The sequence below is a fragment of the Pseudocolwellia antarctica genome, from assembly GCF_049933045.1.
GTDB lineage: Bacteria > Pseudomonadota > Gammaproteobacteria > Enterobacterales > Alteromonadaceae > Pseudocolwellia.
In genome coordinates this window covers 4,430,154-4,448,434 of sequence record NZ_CP187926.1, presented here as the reverse complement: position 1 = coordinate 4,448,434, position 18,281 = coordinate 4,430,154, and the positions used below count along the sequence as shown (strand labels likewise).

Genomic DNA, 18,281 nt, shown 5'->3' with positions numbered 1-18,281 from the left:
ATTATTAAAACGGGTTTTAAATGAATAGCGAAAAATTTGATTACATTATTGTTGGTGCAGGTTCTGCGGGTTGTGTACTAGCAAATCGGTTGAGTGAAGATAGTAATAACAATGTATTACTGATTGAAACGGGTGGCAGCGATAAAAGTATTTTTATTCAAATGCCAACTGCTTTGTCTATTCCGATGAATACCAAAAAATATGCTTGGCAGTTTGAAACCCAACCAGAACCGTTTTTAGATAATCGTCGGATGCATTGCCCTCGCGGTAAAGTTCTCGGTGGTTCATCTTCAATAAACGGTATGGTTTATGTGCGTGGTCACGCGAAAGATTTTGATGAATGGCAAGAACATGGCGCTCAAGAGTGGGATTATGCTCATTGTTTGCCTTATTTTAAAAAGTCTGAAGATTGGGCTTTTAGCGCAAATGAATACCGTGCAAAAGATGGACATCTTGGTGTTAACAACGGCAACGAAATGAAAAACCCTTTATACCGTGCGTTTATCGATGCTGGTGTTGAAGCGGGTTATGCTGAAACCAAAGACTACAACGGCGAGCAGCAAGAAGGCTTTGGCCCAATGCACATGACGATTAAAAATGGCGTGCGCAGCTCAACCGCAAATGCTTATTTACGCCCAGCGATGACACGTAACAATTTAACCGTGATCACCCATGCTTTAGTGCACAAAGTTTTACTTGAAGGTAAGAAAGCGGTTGGCGTTAGATACGAACGTAAAGGTAAAGTTGTTGATGTAATGGCGAGCAAAGAAGTGATTTTATCTGCAGGTCCTGTAGGTTCTCCGCACTTATTACAACTTTCAGGCATAGGGCCTAAAGCGGTACTTGAAGCAGCTAATATTGAAGTTAATCACGATTTACCTGGTGTAGGTAACAACTTACAAGATCACCTTGAGTTTTATTTTCAGTTTAAATGTAAACAACCTATTTCGCTTAACGGTGAATTAGATTGGTTCAGTAAACTTAAAATTGGTGTTCGCTGGATTTTAACTAAAAAAGGTTTAGGCGCGACAAATCACTTTGAATCGTGTGGCTTTATTCGTTCAAAAGCCAGTGTTGAATGGCCTGATCTACAATATCATTTTTTACCTGCAGCAATGCGTTACGATGGTAAAGAAGCCTTTGCAGGTCATGGTTTCCAAGTACATATTGGGCATAACAAACCTAAAAGTCGTGGGCATATTAAAGCGATTTCAGCAGATCCTAAAGCACATCCAGAAATCTTGTTTAATTACCTTGAACATGAAGATGATCGCGAAGGTTTCCGTGCCTGTGTTCGCTTAACGCGCGAAATAATTAACCAACAAGCATTCGATGAATATCGCGGAGAAGAGATTCAACCAGGTATTAACATTCAAACTGATGAAGAAATCGATACTTTTGTTCGTGAGTTTGTTGAAAGTGCTTACCACCCTTCTTGCTCATGTAAAATGGGTACAGACGAAATGGCTGTAGTTGATCCGCAAACGCGAGTTCATGGTATTATAGGGCTTCGTGTTGTTGATTCATCAATCTTCCCAACGATTCCTAACGGCAATTTAAACGCGCCAACCATTATGGTTGCAGAGCGTGCTGCTGATATGATTCGTGGGCGAGAAATACTTGCACCTTCAACAGCTAAAGTCACTATTGATCCTAAGTGGCAAGAACAACAACGTTCAGCAGCACCCAAAAGAACAATCAGCTAAATTTACACATTTTCAAAACATGAAATAAACGCGAGTATCTTTCATTTATTAATTTTCGCCGTCATGTATTTTATATGACCGCGAAAATTAAGATTTAAAGCCTAAAATAACAAAATTAATTAGGCAAATTGAATACTCAGACAATAAGCAACAGAGGAGTTAATTATCTTAATACACATAAAGTGCACTTCAGGGAGACAACTATGACCACTTGGTTATCAGCAGGCATGTTATTTACATTTGCCGCCATCATATTCGTATTATATCGATGGGGAAATATTCGTTGCGTTGGTGTAACGCCCGTAAGAACCTTTACTTTTATTGCTATATTATTTACTTCAGGCTTAGATGTGGGGCTCATCATGTTCCCGTTAACTGAGTTTGCTGGCTACGCCGATTTAGCCACCAGTCCTGAATATGGATTTACTAATCCACTGTCTATCGAATTTGGCTTTTGGGCCTTTCTTATCTGGGCTTTTTACTTCTTAACGTGTTTTTACTTTTGTGTTCTTGAGCCACGCGTGCGCTTTTTCGAGATCCCTTTAGTTAAAATTATCAATAACGTTGTCATCATAGGTACCTGTGCGTTTACCGCCAATTTATTACTGATTAATTTACCTTGGTATATGCCTGATATTGGCGATGGTGAATCGATTATTGGTACCTTTTACGCGATTGTTTTCCTTGTAATTGCCTTTGCCGTTTATTCAAGTACCAACATACGTTATGTACGTATTTTAAGTTTATCAACAACCTGGTTATTCCTTGGTTTAATTGCCTTAATGTGGGGCGGAGCTTTCCTTGGTGAAGGTTCAAGCGTAGCTGATTTTGCTAATACGTTCTCAATGCTAGGTGGTTACTTTGGTAACATCCATGAGTTTGTTTTACCAATGAACGACTACCATGAGTTTTATCTTTATTGGTGGTTCGCTTGGAGCATAATGATCGGTCAATTCACTGCACGTTTTGTTAGTGGTTTACGTACCTATCAAGTACTTGTGGCTATGATGGTATTTCCGTCTATTCCAATCGCAATTTGGTTTACCGTATTGTATTACTACAACTTAAACGGCATAGAAACCGCAGGCTTTTATAACATCGCTATGGTTATTGTTGGTATTACATTCGTGATTAACTCGCTCGATTCTTTAGTGCGCTTATATACTGATAACTTAAACATAGGTGTAGCGCGTGTAGGTAAAGTGAAATACTTAATTGGTAACTTAGTTGCATTGAGTTTGCTTACCTTGCTATTCAAATTAGATTTCTTACAAATCCAATGGGTTGGCGCATTAGTAGTAGGAATGTTTTTCGCTTGTTTTGGCTATATATTATTTGCCAAATTCAAAGATGTGGCGGCAATTGAAAGCTCGCCAAAAGAAAACAAAATTGATTTTACAAAAATTGAACATGTAACTTAAAGGGAAATTTAATAATGAAAAAAACAATAATGACTTTAGTAACAAGTGGCTTATTAGCTGCTTCTTCAAGTGCTTTAGCTGAAGTATCAGCAACAGTTAACCTTGCTTCAGACTACACTTTTAACGGTGTGAGCCAAACCAACAACAACCCAGCTCTTCAAGCAAGTTTAGATTACGCTGGTAATGATGGTTTTTACGCTGGAGCTTGGGCATCAACTATCGATTTTGGTAGCGGTGAAGATTCAAATCTTGAGTTTGATGTGTACGCAGGTAAGTACTTTCAATTAGACGATAAAATTGGTTTAGACGCAGGTATTGCTTATTACACATACCACGGTGATTCTATTTCAGATACCTATAACTACCCTGAAGCTTATGCGAAGTTTGGTTATAACTCAGACTTGGGTGATACCGAATTAAACTTTTGGTACAGCTGGGATTACTTTGGTTTTGATGTAGGTCACTACATTGCCATGGTTGCTCATACAATTGCAGTAGCCCCTGGTCATAACGTTAGAGTTAGCTTCGATCGTTCAACGTCGCAAGATGAAAACAGATGGAGCTGGGATGGCGGTTCGTCATACAATCATTACCGTGTTGAATACATGACTAGCTACAAAGGTTTTGATTTTAACGCTGCTCTTGAAGATACCGATATGGGTTGGGATACTGCCGACACGCGTGTTGTGTTATCTGTATCTCGTACTTTCGGTTTATAAAAACCTGAATCTAATACGAAAAGATCACTAACCTTTCAGTGAACTCTTACCTAAAAGCTCTTATATCTCAGATGTAAGAGCTTTTTTATTTATAATACCAAACTGATTAATTGCTATTAATTGCCTCTAGCACTTCCTGCCCTCTCACTATACCTGTATTATCTGCGCCATAAATTACGACGACAACCTTTGTTGAAAACACATTAGTTAGATTGGACCATCTTATGACCAAAACACACAAACCCAATAGTGCCAACATGCTCAAAAGAGCGCATACCAACATGCCTTTAGGCGTTGCCGATAGCTACCGTTACTGGGGCGAAGACAACACCGTATTTTTGAGTAGTATGAAAGGTTGTACGATCACCGATTGCGACGAACAAACCTTTGTAGATTTTCGTTTAGCTTATGGTCCAATCATTTTAGGTTACCGTGATGAACGTGTTGATAATGAAGTTATCAATGCGATTACCAACATAGGCACTATTTCTGGTTTCTCTACAGGTCTTGATTCTGATGTGGTTGAACTAGTGAAATCACTATGTCCTAACATCGATAAAATGCGTTTTGCTAATTCAGGAACTGAAGCCGTTATTGGCGCTGTGAGAACCGCTCGTGGCTTTACACGTCGCAATAAAATTGTTGTGGTTGAAGGTGGTTTTCATGGTTTACATGACGAAGTTATGTGGAAGTCGGATGTTGATAACTGGGAAGTAGATGATAATAAGTCGCCTGAAGTTATTCCTTTTGGCGCAGGTATTCCACAAAGCACACGTGAACATCAAGTCAGTGTTCCATTAAACGACTTTGAAGCGATTGATGCTGTATTTGCAGAATATGGTGCTGATATTGCAGCTATCTTGATTGAACCTATCATGGGTAATTGTGGCTCTATTGCTTCAACGCAAGAATATATGCAAAAGCTACGTGATATTTGTGACAGCAATGGTTCATTGTTAATTATGGACGAAGTTAAAACAGGATTTCGCGTCGCTAAAGGCGGTGTACAAGCTTTATATAATATTCACGCTGATTTAACCACTTACGCTAAAGCTATGGGTAATGGTTACCCTGTTGCTGCTTTTGGTGGTAAGGCTAAAGTGATGGATGCTATATCTTTCGATAAGGGTGGCGTTACACATGGCGGTACTTATACGGCTAATATGGTAGCGTTAAGTGCGGCAAAAGCGACATTAACTTTATTAAAAGAAACTGATGCGTTAGCCACTATCGATAGTGTGGGTTTACGCATTCAAAACTTACTTTCTCGCGTATTTACTAAGTTTGATGTTGAACATTGTTTTGCAGGTCCTAATGCCATGTTTGGTGTGCATTTTGGTGCTAACGTGCCGCAAAACTACCGTGATTGGAAAAAAACCAATAGCGACTTATATACACAGTTCGCTCTTAACTTAATCGACAATGGTGTGATGCTAGAACCTGATTCACGCGAACCTTGGTTTATTTGTGAAGCTCATCAAACCATGGATTTTGAATGGTTAGAGCAAGTCGCTGAAAAATCTATGGCCGATGCCATTAGCGCTAGCTAACCTTTTAACCTATTTCTTTCGCATAGCTCTTAGAAATAGCTCTTATAAGTAATAATTACCGAAGCTGAAAATATTAATTTAAGCTTCGGTAGTCCATCCCCTCTTTAACATCACTCCCTAACTTCATACGCCTTAGTAAACTCAAAAGCCTTTTCAATTTCATTGATTTATTTAAATATTTACAGTAAAACTAGTTAAGTCTTCTTATTATACCAAACGGATTAATTTATTGAGTAACTTAGAGCTACATTAGCAAGCTGAGAACAAGCAAAATTGATTAAACATAGTTATTCTATATTTTTTTAATTTTGTGATGTTATCAGTTTGCTAATGAGCTCCCGAAGGGCGAGAATTTAAAGGCTTATATGCCGCGTTATTGATTTTGACAAGGTTCCTACATGGATGTAGGACATTAGGGTAACGCAGGAGCAGTTACCGAGAATAACCATTCTCTTCAATCAATGCCTTGCCTCTAAACCTTTAAATTCTCGCTAAGTGAGTAATAAATTAATCCGTTTGGTATTATTTAAAACTAATGGCTTGAAGATAAAAACCTAACTTTATAGTCATACTCTGTAAACACACTTTATAAATTACCTCACAAATGGAAGCACCTATGCTTTGGCAATCTTTCAGTACCTTGTTACTAAACTCTATCAAGCAAGTTGAAACCGGCTTAGCTGTTTCAAAAAGTATTGACCAACAAATAGATGAGTTACTCCAACCCGTCGCAGAATTATTTACTAGCATCATATTTTATTCATTCAATGTTGCGGGTGCGTCAGTTCCTATTATTGTTTTATGGCTGATTGTCGCTGCCGTTTGTTTCACTCTATATTTTGGTTTTCTTAATTTTCGTGGCTTTAAACATGCCTGCAAAGTGATAAAAGGTGATTATTCAGATCCTAAAGATCCAGGCGAAGTTAGTCACTTTCAAGCCTTAACCACAGCCCTTTCAGGCACAGTAGGTTTAGGTAACATTGCAGGTGTAGCTATTGCTATTTCTATCGGCGGACCAGGCGCAACTTTTTGGATGATAGTTGCAGGTTTGATGGGCATGTCCACCAAGTTTCTCGAATGTACTTTAGGCGTTAAATACCGACAAATTAGCGAAGCAGGTAAAGTTCGCGGCGGTCCTATGTATTATCTTAGAGATGGCTTATCAGATTTAGGTCATAAAAAACTAGGCAAAGCCTTAGGTGTATTTTTTGCTATCTGCTGTGTTACCGCATCTTTATGTGGCAGTAATATGTTGCAGTCAAACCAAGCTTATCAGCAATTTGTTACCGTGATGGGTGGCAGCAGCAGTGTTTGGGCAGATAAAGGCTGGCTGTTCGGTTTAATACTCGCTATTTTTATTGGTTTTGTGATCATCGGTGGTATTAAAACCATCGCTAAAGTTACCTCAAAAGTTGTCCCTTTCATGGCGGGTATTTACCTATTGGCTGCGTTATTTATTTTAGCGGTTAACGCCAGCGAAATACCTCATGCATTCAGCTTGATCTTTAACGGCGCTTTCTCTCCAACAGGTGTTGTAGGCGGTATTATTGGTGTAATGATCCAAGGTTTTAAACGCTCAACCTTTTCGAGTGAAGCAGGGGTAGGTGCAGCTTCTATCGCACATGCTACGGCATCAACTAAAGAGCCTATTCGAGAAGGTTATGTTGCTCTACTTGAACCTTTTATTGATACCGTTGTTATTTGTACCATTACTGCGTTAGTCATCGTGATCACGGGTGCATATACTTCGGTTGAAGGCATAGATGGCGTTGCGCTTACTTCTAGAGCTTTTGGTAGTGTTATTTGGTGGTTCCCGTATTTACTCAGTGTTGCTGTTTTATTATTTGCTATTTCTACCATGATTTCGTGGGCGTATTACGGCTCAATTGCTTGGGGGTTTTTAGTAGGCGACAGCAAGCTTTTAGATTTGGGGTATAAGTTTATATTCTGTTTATTTACCATTATTGGCGCATCAATCAGCTTAGATTCTGTTATCGCTATTTCTGATTCCATGTTCTTTTCTATGTCTATCGCTAACATTATCGGTTTGTATATGTTGGCACCTCAGGTCAAAAAAGATCTTAAAGTCTATCAATCTAAATATACGAATTAACCTATTTATACTTGAGAGGCTAATCAACAAAACAACTCTGACAATAGTCAAATCGCTATTGTCAGATATTATTCAATCATCACTCCCCTACTTTCATCTTTCTCAAGATCCTATTAACTCAACATAAACGACAAAAATATTTACAAAATACTTTATAAAGAATAATGATAACTATTATCGTTTACATTGACATTAAGTACGTTGTTTAATAAAGTGCTCAGCATCAAAATGATGGATAATTTAGAATGAAGTTTTCATTAGGCAATGTGCGTCAGTGGCATTGGATCAGCGCAGCTATTTGTATAGTAGGAATGCTTTTTTTTTCATGGACAGGGATCACCCTAAACCATGCCGCAGATATACCTGCAAAAAATGATATTGCCACCATTGAAACCCAATTACCCGACGCTTTAATTCAAACTTGGCTACCTGTTGAGAATGAAAAAAACGCGTTAGAAAAAAATATTATAGAACACTTAGACAAGCAGTTTGGTCTCTCTATTCCAAGTAATGTGCAAGGAGAGTTTAGCGATGGTGAATTCTATTTAGCCATGCCTGAACCTGGTGTTGATGCTTGGCTTTCTATTGATGTTGAAAGCGGCGAACTTATTTATGAGCGCACCGACAGAGGCTGGATTTCATTTTTTAATGATTTACACAAAGGTCGTTATACCAATACCGCGTGGATTTGGTTTATCGATGCCTTTGCTGTTGGCTCTATCATCTTTTGTTTAAGTGGTTTGTGGCTACTGATAAAACAAACGTCTTTTAGGTTATCAACTTGGCCCTATGTCACTTTAGGTGTGCTGATACCCTTCATTATTATTTTAACCAATCTACATTAATTTTATAAATATAAGGACATTCAATGAACCGTAAAATCCTGTTTAGCTTGTCATTATTCTCAGCGCTTGTAGTGAGTAACTTAAGTTATGCTGCTGATAACAATCTAGTAATGGAAGTCGATATCCCTCGCTTTAATGTGGCTGAATACCACAAGCCTTACGTTGCTATTTGGCTAGAAGATAGCAAACGTAAAGCCACACAAGTGGAGCTTTGGTACGACTTAGACATGAAAGATAATGAAGGCGAAAAGTGGCTAAAAGACATCAGACAATGGTGGCGACGTGTTGGCAGAAAAGCTGAACAACCCTTTGATGGTGTAACCTCAGCAACTAAAGGCCCTGGAACCCACAAAGTATCTATGTCTTTAGACTCAAAACAATTCAGTAATTTAGCTGCAGGTGAATACCAATTACGTATCGAAGCTTCAAGAGAAGTTGGCGGTAAAGAAGTGATCAATATTCCACTGACATGGCCACCTAAAGCAACTGATTTTCCTTTAAAAGCTGTAGGGAAAACAGAGTTAGGCAAAATTAATATAGTTCTTGTTAACGATTAACTAGTTAACAATTAATTTTTAAAAAATCATTTATAAGGAGAAGCAAATGAAAATATCTACATCTTTGAAAACGCTATTATCTATCACTATGGTAATGAGCTTAAGTTTTAGCGCCAATGCACACAGAGCTTGGATTTTACCTAGCACAACAAACCTATCGGGCGATGCTCCTTGGGTATCATTTGATGCAGCTGTTTCAAACAGCTTATTTGTGCCTGAGCATGTACCTCTTCGACTTAAAGGTTTAATGATTCAAGATCCAACAGGCAAAAACATTGATGCTGAAAACCCACATACAGGTAAATTCAAAACAACGTTTGATTTGAACTTACTTACACCTGGTACTTATAAAATCGGTTATGCGTCAGGCGGTATACGTGCAACTTGGAAAGATGAAAACGGCAAACGTAAAATGTGGCCAGCACGTGGAAAAGCAGCTAAAGATGGTGAGTTCGAAACGGCAGTTCCAAAAAATGCAGACGCTTTACTTGTGGCTCAAAGCTTTAGACGTTTAGAGACTTTTGTTACCTCGGGCGAGCCAACTGAAAACACATTTAAACCAACAAACTCAGGTTTAGAATTGATCCCAGTTACACATCCAAACGATTTATTCGCTGGCGAAACAGCTAAATTTAAGTTCCTATTTGAAGGTACACCTGCTGCCAATGCTAAGTTAACTGTAGTTGCTGGCAACATGCGCTACCGTAACCAACAAAATCAATTAGATTTAGTTACTGACGCACAAGGTTTTATAGATATTGCTTGGCCTGAAGCAGGTATGTATTTATTAGAAGCTGAGTTTGAAGACGATAAAGCTATAGCGCCTGCAACCGTTCGTAAAGGCAGTTACGGTGCTACTTTTGAAGTATTACCACAGTAGTAAAGTAAAGGTTATACCTTTAGAAAACAGACAGAAGTAGATATATGGAAAGCTTGTACATTATGGTTACAGCTATTGTTGCATGGTTAATATTATGTGTTGTGATGTGGCGTTTACATCGCGCTAAACAACACATAAATATAGCAACTGATGCATCAGTATTAATTGTTTACTCAAGCCAAACGGGTAATGCATTAACAATAGCGAACCGTTGTGCACAAGCTTTAAATTTGTCTGAAATGTCTGATGTTTTACCGCTAAACAATCTAAGCATTGAACACCTAAGCCGCATCAAAAAAGTGCTTTTTGTACTAAGTACATATGGCGATGGTGAAGCACCAGATAACGGTAATTTGTTTAATGACAGACTCACTCAAGCACTCGACGAGTCAATAACATTAGAACAGGTAAATTATTCAGTTATCGCTTTAGGTGATTCAAGTTATCCAGACTTCTGTGCTTTTGGTCATCAAGTTAACAACGGACTTAAAGCATTAAAAGCTCAACCATTAAGTGAGTTAATCACTCTTGATAATTATGACGAAGAAACGACACGTTTCTCTGACATTATTCCCGCTTGGTTAGACCTAAATAATACACAAATAGATAAAACACAGGGCAACTCAAGCTATAATTGGCAGCTGGTTGAACGTGAAGTATTAAACCCAAATTGCGGCGATGAATTACTCGTTAAAATAGGTTTAAAATGCTTAGGAGCTACACCTATTTGGCAAGCTGGCGATCTTATTGATATTCAGCCACGCAATTCCGTTGAAATTGTTGAAAACTGGTTACTTAAGCATGTATTCGATGGTTCACTATGGTTAGCTCATCAAGGTCATCAACAACCTTTATCAGCTTGGCTTCTTGAGCGAGAACTGCCTGAAAAGTGTTATATACCCGTTTCTGATTTACTAACGCAACTCCCTTACTTAGCTAAACGTAGTTATTCAATTGCTTCGGTTACTGAAAATAAACAGCTCGAATTAATTATCCGTTTATTACAAAAGGATGATAAGAGCTTTGGTTTAGCTTCTAGCTTTTTAAGCCACCATTGTAAAATTGGCGAACTGATTGAAGGTAAAATAAGATCGGTAAAAGCCCATCATATTATAAACAATACACAGCCTATTATACTTATAGGTTCAGGTAGTGGTTTAGCTGGGCTTAAAGCACAAATAGCTGCACGTACTTATGCTCAACAAAGTTTGAACCAAGTCACTGGATCTATGTGGCTAATTTATGGTGAACGCAGAAATAATTTACAACTTCCTATCAATCAACATTTATTGGCTTTAAAAGATACCAAAATAGATAAACTCAGCTGTACTTTTTCACAAGGTAATAACTACCCTAAATACGTACAAGATATTCTAGTTTCAGATCAATACATCATAAAAAAATGGTTAGATGATGGCGCTATTATTTATGTTTGTGGCTGTTTATCAGGTATGGGTGAAAGTGTTCATCAAACGTTGATTGATACTTTAGGTCAGAAAACCTTAGATAATTTACAACAAGAGCAACGTTACATTCGAGATGTTTATTAAGCTCTGTCGATAAGCTTTGAGGATAAGTGTTATTTGTGAAGAAACGTTTTAATCACATAGAAGAAAACGTTTTTAGTCGATTTTTCGAAGATTACATAACCTGAACTTGGTTTAAGAGATATTTAACAAATTGAAAAATAAGTAATCATTTTTTAAATATCTCTAGCTTAATAGTTCTTCTTAATTCAAGGAAAATTTCGCGTCAATAGATAGCTATTGCAAGTAAATTTAACGCAGAAGTAAGGAAAAATAGATGCTAGAGAAACATTTGTTAGACCGAGATCAGGTTAAATAATGAATTAAAGTTGGAACTGACCTTCTCGTTCTGGCTGATAAGTCACTTTACTTACTTTAACAAGTAAATCTCCTCCACCTGGTTTTGGCCAAGATATCTCATCTCCTTCACTTAAACCCAGTAAAGCACTACCAACAGGCGCTAAAATAGAAATTTTATCTCCCGCTGTCGTGATATCTTTTGGATAAACAAGTGTTAAAGAAAACTCCTTCTCAGTAGAGGCAACCGTAAACACAATTGTCGAATTCATTGTTACTACGTTGGCTGGAACTTCCTCGGGCGCAACAATATTCGCTCTGTCTAACTCAACTAATAAATCATCTAAATTTGGGAAAGACTTTTCATCAAGTGTATCAAGTAATCGATCTAACCTTTCAGCATCAATCAAGGATATTGTAATGTTTGGTTTTTGCATTATTTATAACTCCATGTGTGTGTATAAATGCAGGGGGAATCTTATCGGACTGATCATCATATCAAGTAAGAATTAGACTAGCTAGCTTAAAAGGATAAGAAAAATAAAACACCCTAATCGCCTATTTTTACTTAGCTGGAAGCGAATACATTAAAAACTCATATGAATTATTTTAAGTATTTAAATTGCCTAATTAAATGATAAAAACTCGCCTAGAAGACTGGAAATTTACCTGTATTCCATTTAAAGTCACTTCCAAATAAGTACAAGTAAATGAGTGCTTTATTACATCTCCTATTAAGTACCGATAAGTTTATTAGCGGTATAAACTTATGAAGTATAAAAATGAATAATATTATCTGGAATCAACTATTGTCAGTTTCTGATGAGTTAAACGATTCTACACAATCAAAAGAAGAAAAAATCAAACTCCTCATAGCTCAACTAGAGTCTATTGAAATTACTCATGAACGTTCATTTGATCCTGCAGAAAACTTTGAAGAGTATGTTGCTGTCGCGCTATGCCAATCAATCAAAAAAGTATTAGAGAAGTAGTAATATAAATAAAGTGTTTGGTAAGAAAGAGTAATGAAATGAGGGAGATAAATATTGTATCTATCTCCCTGTAATGATGGTTTAGCGCTACATCTTAATATGTTGTTTGAAGAGTGGTAAAAACTCGTCTTTTCGATGGCTAACTAACAATACGGTACTGTGTTGCTGTTTTTCTAAATGCTCTAAAAAATTCAGTAATCTGTGTCTGTTTAATTCATCTAAACCTTGAGTTGGCTCATCTAAAATCAATAGATAAGGTGATTTAACTAAGGCTCTAGCGATTAATGCTAAACGTTGTTCACCATAACTTAGGCTTTGGAATGGGCTATGTTGCAGTGTGATTAACCCTACTTTCTCTATCCACTGACGGGCAATAATTACTTGTGATGCCGTTGGCTGTTCATACAAACCAATCGAGTCGTAAAACCCAGAAACAACCACAGTTAATAAATCGCTGTGCACGCGATATTGTCGATGAAATTCTGAACTAACAATACCCATGTGCTTTTTAATTTCCCAAATGCTTTCGCCCGAACCACGCTTGTAACCAAGCACTTCAATATCGTTGCTATAACATTGCGGACAATCACCTGTAATAAGCTGCATTAGGGTAGATTTTCCGCTGCCATTACCACCGGTTATCAGAGTATGTTGTAACGGTTTTATCGAAACGTTTAAGTTTTCGAATACATTCTTGCCGCTATAATGAACCGAGCCATTCACTAATTTAACTAAATAGTCATGTGGATAGTCAGACAACTCACGCATATTTTCAGGCCAGCTGGTGTCATCAGCAACAGGTGCCAGTAAAGCATCTAATTGGTTTTTAGTTTCGGTACTTTCTAACTTCCCAATAACATCAAATTGCCCGCGCTCAATAAAAGCAATATTGTTACACCAGTTAGGAATGTCTTGTCGATTGCTCAACATCAGTACAACACTAATGCCTGTTTTAGATAAACGTTCTAAAGCGATAGATAACGCCTCACAAGATTCAACATCTAAACTGTCAAAAGGGTTATCGCAAACTAACAATTCAATACCGTTAAAAATCGCCTGTAAAATAAGAATCTTTCTACTTTCACCCGTACTTAATTGACGATAGCCCGCTTCAAGGCGATGACTTAAACCAAACTCGCTTATCAGTGGATCATCCCACTTGTCTTCAGGCAGGAAATCTTTTGCTTTAGTACCAATATCATTTTTATTGAGAAAGTCGGAGTTATCTATTTTCAGCTCATGCTCGTAAATTTCTTGCTGAGCTTCGAATGAAATCATTCCCACTTTTTTTGCATTCGGTAATGTAAGTTGTTCTACAGAATCTGCCTGTAATTCACCTGTCAGCAATTGGTCGATGTATTGTTTACCTGAGCCATTACGCCCTAGCACGCACCAACCTTCATTTTTATTAAGTTGCCAATTAGTAATGGTTAATTTTTTATGGGAAAAATTTACAATATTTATCATAGAATTATCAGTATGTTTAAGACATTAAAATGCATTGAGCGGCTATAGAGGTAATATATAATACAACTCCAATTTATTGCTACTGCATTATTAACAATACCCCGTAAATAATTGTAACTTGCCATTAATTAGCTCTCTTTTTTAGAAACCCACAGATAAATTAAGTTATATGTGAAGGCTCACTCAAATAGAACTTGAACGTTTGTTCAAGCAAGTTTATAGTATGATTAATTAAGTGCTATACCTAACCAATTTACTAGCACAACAAAATGCACAAAGAGAAACAATTAAATGAATGATAAAACTGAAAGTAACGACATAATCAAACTAGATATAGTGTCAGATATTGTATGCCCATGGTGCATTGTTGGCTATAAACACCTTGAAGCCGCTATTGACGAACTTGGCTTACAAGACCGAATTGAAATCGAATGGCAACCTTTTGAATTAAACCCTGATATGCCAAAAGCAGGCGAAAACTTACGTGATCATGTATTACGTAAATACGGCGCTAAACGTGAAGATAGCGACAAAGCACGAGAAAACATTAGTGAACGTGGTGCTGAATATGGTTTTACTTTTGATTACTTTGAAGAAATGAAAATGGTAAATACCCGTGATGCTCATATACTGCTTGATTATGCTCATGACGAAGGCTTGCAGCATGAATTAAAACAACGTTTATTCGCGGCTTTTTTTACTGAACATAAAGATGTATCAGACCGCGCTACTTTGTTAGCAGAAGCCAAAACCGTTGGTTTAGATGAGCTAGCTGCAGCATCTGCTTTAGATGACGCTGCACGTCGTCTTCGAGTAGAAAGCCAAGAACTACAATGGCAGCAGCAAGGTATTTCAGGTGTACCAACGGTTATATTTAATCGCTCAAGTGCTTTAACTGGTGCTCATCCTCAAAGTACATATAAAGATGTATTGAAAGAGCTAGCAGGGCTTTAAATACACAAGGTTATTAATACGTAATTGAAATTATAAAAGGTTCATAAAATGAATAATGCACACAATATTGAAGTTCTGCTGTTTGATGTAAACGAGACCCTACTTGATATTACTGTTCTTGAACCTTTATTCTTACGTCTTTTCAATAACCCGCAAGTGCTGCGTCATTGGTTTGCTGAGCTAGTGCTTTATTCACAAGCCATGACAGTGTCTGGCTTATACGAGCCCTTTGGAAACTTGGCAGTGGGTGCTTTAAAAATGGTTGGCAACAATCATAATGTTGACATTAACGATGAAGATATCGCTGAATTTAAAGGTTTGATGGGTAGCTTGCCTCCACATCCTGATGTTTTACCTGCTTTAAAACGTTTACAAGATGCTGGTTTTCGCTTAGCGACACTAACAAATTCAGCGCCTACGTCCTCTCCTACTTTGTTAGAAAAAGCAGGAATTAGTCACTTTTTCGAAGAACAATGTAGTGTAGAAGAAGTGAAACGTTTTAAGCCACATCCTGATACTTACAGACACGCAGCTAAAGCTTTAGGCGTTGAACTCGATAAAATATGTTTAGTGGCTTGCCACCTTTGGGATACTTTAGGCGCACAAGCTGTAGGTTGTTCAGGGGCTTTTATCACACGTCCAAATAACAATCTTTTGATCACAGAAAACTTACCACAACCCAACTTTGTAGCGAAAGATTTAAAGCACTTTGCCGATAAGATTTTAGGCACAACTTAATGCTCAAACGGGTACCTACTGACGATAAGCCTCAAGTATCATCATCCAACAACACTAAGTTACATTATGCGTGGATAGTTGCGCTTACAGGATCGTTAGCTATATTTTGTGGCTTGGGCTTAGGGCGTTTTACCTTTGGTATGCTGTTACCTTCTATGTCGGCTTCATTGGGGTTAGATCACTCACAAGGCGGACTATTAGGCTTGTCTAATATGACAGGTTATCTAGTTGCCGTAATAATCAGCCCTTTTGTTTTATCTCTGCTCGGCACTCGAATCACTATAGCCTCAAGTTTAGTTTTAATATCCGCCACCATGATAGGTATGACCTTAACCACAAACTTCAGCTTACTCTGTGCTCTTTATTTAATTACAGGTATAGGCAGCGGAGGTGTGGTGATGCCGATTATGAGTGTAATGTCGAAATGGTTCACGCCATCACGCAGAGGCATTGCATTAGGTGTAGTGATGTCAGGTCCTGGTTTGGGCATTATATTATCAGGCTTTGTGGTGCCAAAACTTGAACCTGTATTCAGCTTATTATCGTGGCAAACAGGTTGGTTAATTTTTGCTTTAATTAATATATTTGTAGCCATTATCGCCTATAAATTAATGCGCAATCATCCGAGCGAAGTAGGACAACATCCTTTCGGACGAAGAGCAGACACATCGCCACCTATTGCTTCAAAAATTTCTATAAAAGCCAATGAAAAACCGCAAAGTAACAAAGTTAAATTACTTGCCCACTTAGGGCTAATGTTTGCCATTTATGGCGCTACTTATATGGTTTATATCACCTTTATAGTAACCACTATGATTGACAGCTATAAATTAACCGAAGCCTCTGCAGGCAGCCTTTGGGCATGGTTTGGTTTTCTAAGTATATTTTCAGGAATTATATTTGGCTGGATTTCAGATAAAGCTGGAAGACACATAGGTTTAGCCTCTGCTTTTATAACACTTGCTGTGGCTTATTTCTTGGTGGGGCTTACAGATTCAATGCTGGGTCTCTATTTATCCATCATTCTATTTGGTTTAGCTGCTTGGAGTGTTCCGGTGATTATGGGCGCATCAGCAGGTGACTTTTTTGCAACGGCTTCAGCAACAAATGCTCTGGCGATATTAACCTTAGCCTTTTCAGGTGGACAAGCTTTAGGGCCTTTAACAGCAAGCTATATTGCTGAAATAACGAATAGTTTCAGCATAAGTTATACAAGCTCAGGCATAGCGGCAATTTTAGCGGTTGGACTCGCTTTGTTACTTCGACCACAACAAGCTAACGATCATTAAAGACAAATAGCCATTAAAGACAAACACTGACTCTCAAACTAAAAAACTATTTGAACGAACCCTTAAAAACCTTATTGAATGATTGTTCAACATGACTTATAGTGATTTCAATTCAAAAATGTTTTGATTGAATGTTAATACCAAACGGATTAATTTATTGCTCACTTAGCGAGAATTTAAAGGCTTAGAGGCACAGGTTCATAGTTCCAGACTGAGCCTAAGCACCTACATCCATGTAGGCGAGGCATTGATTGAAGAGAATGGTTATTCTCGGTAACTGCTCCTGCGTTACCCTAATGTCCTACATCCATGTAGGAACCTTGTCAAAATCAATAACGCGGCATATGAGCCTTTAAATTCTCGCCCTTCGGGAGCTCATTAGCAAACTGATAACATCACAAAATTAAAAAAATATAGAATAACTATGTTTAATCAATTTTGCTTGTTCTAAGCTTGCTAATGTAGTTCTAAGTTGCTCAATAAACTAATCCGTTTGGTATAGCAGTTCATCATCGACTTTATTTACATTAAATATATTAGGATAAAATTATGCTTAAGTTTTATTTTCACCAAACTCCAAACCCTATGAAAGTAGCCCTTTTTCTAGAAGAAACTGGCTTACCATATGAATTAGTCCCTGTTGATACAATGAAAGGCGAGCAACATACAGCTGAATTTCGTGTTGTTAATCCAAATGCTAAAACACCTGCCATTGAAGACAGTGGTAAGCGCATATTTGATTCAAATGCTATTCTTATGTATCTATCTGAAAAGTCAGGACAGTTAGCAGGCAAAGCTGAAGATCGTGGCGAAATGCTTTCATGGTTAATGTTTGTAGCAACAGGTTTAGGTCCATTTTCAGGACAATCAGTTCACTTTAATCACAAAGCACCAGAGAAATTACCTTATGCGATGAATCGTTACCGTCGTGAAGCTGCTCGTCATTATGAAGTGTTAGAAGCACACATGATTGGTCGTGAATATATTGTGGGTGATGAATATTCTATTGCTGATATTTCAGCTTGGGGTTGGATCGATAAAGCTATGTTCGTGTTAGGCGAACCTGGTTTAGACACTTACCCTAACCTAAAACGTTGGTTCACTAAAATAGACTCACGTCCAGCAGTAGCAAGAGCACGAAACGTAGGTAAAGATATTGAATTTAAATCTGAATTTGATGAAGTAGCAGCGCGCGCACTTTATCCTCAAAATTTTGATAAATAGTCC

The 18,281-nt window shown here is 37.7% G+C and carries 16 protein-coding genes; 14 read left to right on the top strand and 2 right to left on the bottom strand.

Annotated elements, in window-relative coordinates:
* Positions 1-20 precede the first annotated feature (20 nt).
* The 9 genes from betA to ACPUVN_RS19290 all read left to right on the top strand — a co-directional run bounded on the left by betA (position 21) and on the right by ACPUVN_RS19290 (position 11,341).
* Positions 21-1,706, top strand: a complete 1,686-nt coding sequence (betA, locus tag ACPUVN_RS19330) for a choline dehydrogenase (protein WP_426358663.1) — start codon at positions 21-23, stop codon at positions 1,704-1,706.
* A 203-nt stretch (positions 1,707-1,909) separates the two neighbouring features.
* Positions 1,910-3,127, top strand: a complete 1,218-nt coding sequence (locus ACPUVN_RS19325; RefSeq protein WP_426358664.1) for a BCCT family transporter — start codon at positions 1,910-1,912, stop codon at positions 3,125-3,127.
* Positions 3,128-3,141: 14 nt separating this feature from the next.
* Complete coding sequence (locus tag ACPUVN_RS19320) at positions 3,142-3,846, top strand: TorF family putative porin (RefSeq protein WP_426358665.1); 705 nt, start codon at positions 3,142-3,144, stop codon at positions 3,844-3,846.
* Positions 3,847-4,070: 224 nt separating this feature from the next.
* The gene (locus tag ACPUVN_RS19315) at positions 4,071-5,396 is read left to right on the top strand and encodes an aspartate aminotransferase family protein (protein WP_426358666.1); all 1,326 of its coding nucleotides are present in this window, start codon (positions 4,071-4,073) and stop codon (positions 5,394-5,396) included.
* Between the two features lie 616 nt (positions 5,397-6,012).
* Entirely contained in the window at positions 6,013-7,509 is a 1,497-nt protein-coding gene (locus ACPUVN_RS19310; protein ID WP_426358667.1) for an alanine/glycine:cation symporter family protein, read from the top strand.
* A gap of 245 nt (positions 7,510-7,754) precedes the next feature.
* Positions 7,755-8,354, top strand: a complete 600-nt coding sequence (locus tag ACPUVN_RS19305) for a PepSY-associated TM helix domain-containing protein (RefSeq protein WP_426369680.1) — start codon at positions 7,755-7,757, stop codon at positions 8,352-8,354.
* Positions 8,355-8,377: 23 nt separating this feature from the next.
* Positions 8,378-8,911 carry a DUF2271 domain-containing protein gene (locus tag ACPUVN_RS19300; protein WP_426369679.1) on the top strand — a complete coding sequence of 178 codons (534 nt, stop codon included), beginning with the start codon at positions 8,378-8,380 and terminating at the stop codon, positions 8,909-8,911.
* A 46-nt stretch (positions 8,912-8,957) separates the two neighbouring features.
* Positions 8,958-9,791 (top strand): DUF4198 domain-containing protein, encoded by an 834-nt coding sequence (locus ACPUVN_RS19295; RefSeq protein WP_426369678.1) that lies wholly within the window; start codon positions 8,958-8,960, stop codon positions 9,789-9,791.
* Positions 9,792-9,835: 44 nt separating this feature from the next.
* Positions 9,836-11,341: a flavodoxin domain-containing protein gene (locus ACPUVN_RS19290; RefSeq protein ID WP_426369677.1), complete on the top strand. Its 1,506-nt coding sequence runs from the start codon at positions 9,836-9,838 to the stop codon at positions 11,339-11,341.
* Positions 11,342-11,640: 299 nt separating this feature from the next.
* Here the strand turns inward: ACPUVN_RS19290 and rnk are convergent, their stop codons facing one another.
* Positions 11,641-12,051: a nucleoside diphosphate kinase regulator gene (rnk, locus tag ACPUVN_RS19285; protein WP_426369676.1), complete on the bottom strand. Its 411-nt coding sequence runs from the start codon at positions 12,049-12,051 to the stop codon at positions 11,641-11,643.
* Positions 12,052-12,396: 345 nt separating this feature from the next.
* On the opposite strand from rnk, the gene ACPUVN_RS19280 reads away from it, so the two are divergent.
* A complete protein-coding gene (locus ACPUVN_RS19280) occupies positions 12,397-12,606 on the top strand; it encodes a hypothetical protein (RefSeq protein ID WP_426358675.1) in 210 nt (69 codons plus the stop codon).
* Between the two features lie 87 nt (positions 12,607-12,693).
* Here ACPUVN_RS19280 and ACPUVN_RS19275 read toward each other — a convergent pair whose 3' ends face one another.
* The gene (locus tag ACPUVN_RS19275) at positions 12,694-14,073 is read right to left on the bottom strand and encodes an ATP-binding cassette domain-containing protein (RefSeq protein ID WP_426369675.1); all 1,380 of its coding nucleotides are present in this window, start codon (positions 14,071-14,073) and stop codon (positions 12,694-12,696) included.
* A 291-nt stretch (positions 14,074-14,364) separates the two neighbouring features.
* On the opposite strand from ACPUVN_RS19275, the gene ACPUVN_RS19270 reads away from it, so the two are divergent.
* From ACPUVN_RS19270 to ACPUVN_RS19255, 4 genes are all read left to right on the top strand, one after another.
* Positions 14,365-15,027 carry a DsbA family oxidoreductase gene (locus ACPUVN_RS19270; protein WP_426369674.1) on the top strand — a complete coding sequence of 221 codons (663 nt, stop codon included), beginning with the start codon at positions 14,365-14,367 and terminating at the stop codon, positions 15,025-15,027.
* A 48-nt stretch (positions 15,028-15,075) separates the two neighbouring features.
* Positions 15,076-15,765 carry a haloacid dehalogenase type II gene (locus tag ACPUVN_RS19265; RefSeq protein WP_426369673.1) on the top strand — a complete coding sequence of 230 codons (690 nt, stop codon included), beginning with the start codon at positions 15,076-15,078 and terminating at the stop codon, positions 15,763-15,765.
* Complete coding sequence (locus ACPUVN_RS19260; protein ID WP_426358679.1) at positions 15,765-17,054, top strand: YbfB/YjiJ family MFS transporter; 1,290 nt, start codon at positions 15,765-15,767, stop codon at positions 17,052-17,054. The genes ACPUVN_RS19265 and ACPUVN_RS19260 overlap by 1 nt, the downstream gene beginning before the upstream one ends.
* A gap of 549 nt (positions 17,055-17,603) precedes the next feature.
* Entirely contained in the window at positions 17,604-18,278 is a 675-nt protein-coding gene (locus ACPUVN_RS19255) for a glutathione S-transferase family protein (RefSeq protein WP_426358680.1), read from the top strand.
* Positions 18,279-18,281: the final 3 nt, after the last annotated feature.

Bases quoted from the DNA above. Each gene is read 5' to 3' on its own strand.
- ACPUVN_RS19295 (WP_426369678.1), top strand. From the start codon at position 8,958: ATGAAAATATCTACATCTTTGAAAACGCTATTATCTATCACTATGGTA.
- ACPUVN_RS19260 (WP_426358679.1), top strand. From the start codon at position 15,765: ATGCTCAAACGGGTACCTACTGACGATAAGCCTCAAGTATCATCATCC.
- betA (WP_426358663.1), top strand. From the start codon at position 21: ATGAATAGCGAAAAATTTGATTACATTATTGTTGGTGCAGGTTCTGCG.
- ACPUVN_RS19265 (WP_426369673.1), top strand. From the start codon at position 15,076: ATGAATAATGCACACAATATTGAAGTTCTGCTGTTTGATGTAAACGAG.
- ACPUVN_RS19315 (WP_426358666.1), top strand. From the start codon at position 4,071: ATGACCAAAACACACAAACCCAATAGTGCCAACATGCTCAAAAGAGCG.
- ACPUVN_RS19270 (WP_426369674.1), top strand. From the start codon at position 14,365: ATGAATGATAAAACTGAAAGTAACGACATAATCAAACTAGATATAGTG.
- ACPUVN_RS19325 (WP_426358664.1), top strand. From the start codon at position 1,910: ATGACCACTTGGTTATCAGCAGGCATGTTATTTACATTTGCCGCCATC.
- ACPUVN_RS19320 (WP_426358665.1), top strand. From the start codon at position 3,142: ATGAAAAAAACAATAATGACTTTAGTAACAAGTGGCTTATTAGCTGCT.
- ACPUVN_RS19310 (WP_426358667.1), top strand. From the start codon at position 6,013: ATGCTTTGGCAATCTTTCAGTACCTTGTTACTAAACTCTATCAAGCAA.
- ACPUVN_RS19275 (WP_426369675.1), bottom strand. From the start codon at position 14,073: ATGATAAATATTGTAAATTTTTCCCATAAAAAATTAACCATTACTAAT.
- ACPUVN_RS19290 (WP_426369677.1), top strand. From the start codon at position 9,836: ATGGAAAGCTTGTACATTATGGTTACAGCTATTGTTGCATGGTTAATA.
- rnk (WP_426369676.1), bottom strand. From the start codon at position 12,051: ATGCAAAAACCAAACATTACAATATCCTTGATTGATGCTGAAAGGTTA.
- ACPUVN_RS19280 (WP_426358675.1), top strand. From the start codon at position 12,397: ATGAATAATATTATCTGGAATCAACTATTGTCAGTTTCTGATGAGTTA.
- ACPUVN_RS19305 (WP_426369680.1), top strand. From the start codon at position 7,755: ATGAAGTTTTCATTAGGCAATGTGCGTCAGTGGCATTGGATCAGCGCA.
- ACPUVN_RS19300 (WP_426369679.1), top strand. From the start codon at position 8,378: ATGAACCGTAAAATCCTGTTTAGCTTGTCATTATTCTCAGCGCTTGTA.
- ACPUVN_RS19255 (WP_426358680.1), top strand. From the start codon at position 17,604: ATGCTTAAGTTTTATTTTCACCAAACTCCAAACCCTATGAAAGTAGCC.